2 protein-coding genes are annotated in these 410 nt (G+C 54.1%); one reads left to right on the top strand and one right to left on the bottom strand.

The features are described from left to right. Positions 1 to 108 (top strand): superoxide dismutase family protein (locus tag WCE05_RS26260; protein WP_368816875.1); only part of this gene is annotated, 108 nt, incomplete at its 5' end. Here the strand turns inward: WCE05_RS26260 and WCE05_RS26255 are convergent. Then, on the bottom strand, positions 109 to 410 hold a 302-nt coding region (locus WCE05_RS26255), incomplete at its 5' end, for an FUSC family protein (RefSeq protein ID WP_368816874.1).

The raw sequence follows: 410 nt of genomic DNA, 5'->3' as shown, positions 1-410 counted from the left end.
ATCAAAGACAAAGCGCTGATGGTCCACGTTGGCGGCGATAATATGTCCGATCAACCTAAACCGCTGGGCGGTGGCGGTGAACGCTATGCCTGTGGTGTAATTAAGTAATTAAGAGGCCAGCGTACCTTGCGGTGGTGCTTGCTCAAGTTGCGAAAGCGAGCAGTACAGCCGCCAGACAATTGCCGCCAGCTCACGGGCGGCAGGTTGATGATGACGGGCAAGGCTGTCGCAAATCCGCTGTAATTCTTCAAGTGTGGCCGCCAGTGATTTTTGCTGAACGCCACGCTCACTCATCACTCCCCGCAACAGTGAAATACAGTTATCCCGTACTCGCGATAACGGATCGGAACGCGATTCCCAGTCGCGCAATTGCCAGACAACATGAGAACAGTTCAGCAGCACTACACCCC

The sequence above is a fragment of the Pseudomonas sp. I2 genome (assembly GCF_040984075.1).
GTDB lineage: Bacteria > Pseudomonadota > Gammaproteobacteria > Pseudomonadales > Pseudomonadaceae > Aquipseudomonas > Aquipseudomonas guariconensis_B.
The sequence above is the reverse complement of the archived record's forward strand: the minus strand, read 5'-3'. Positions and strand labels throughout refer to the sequence as shown.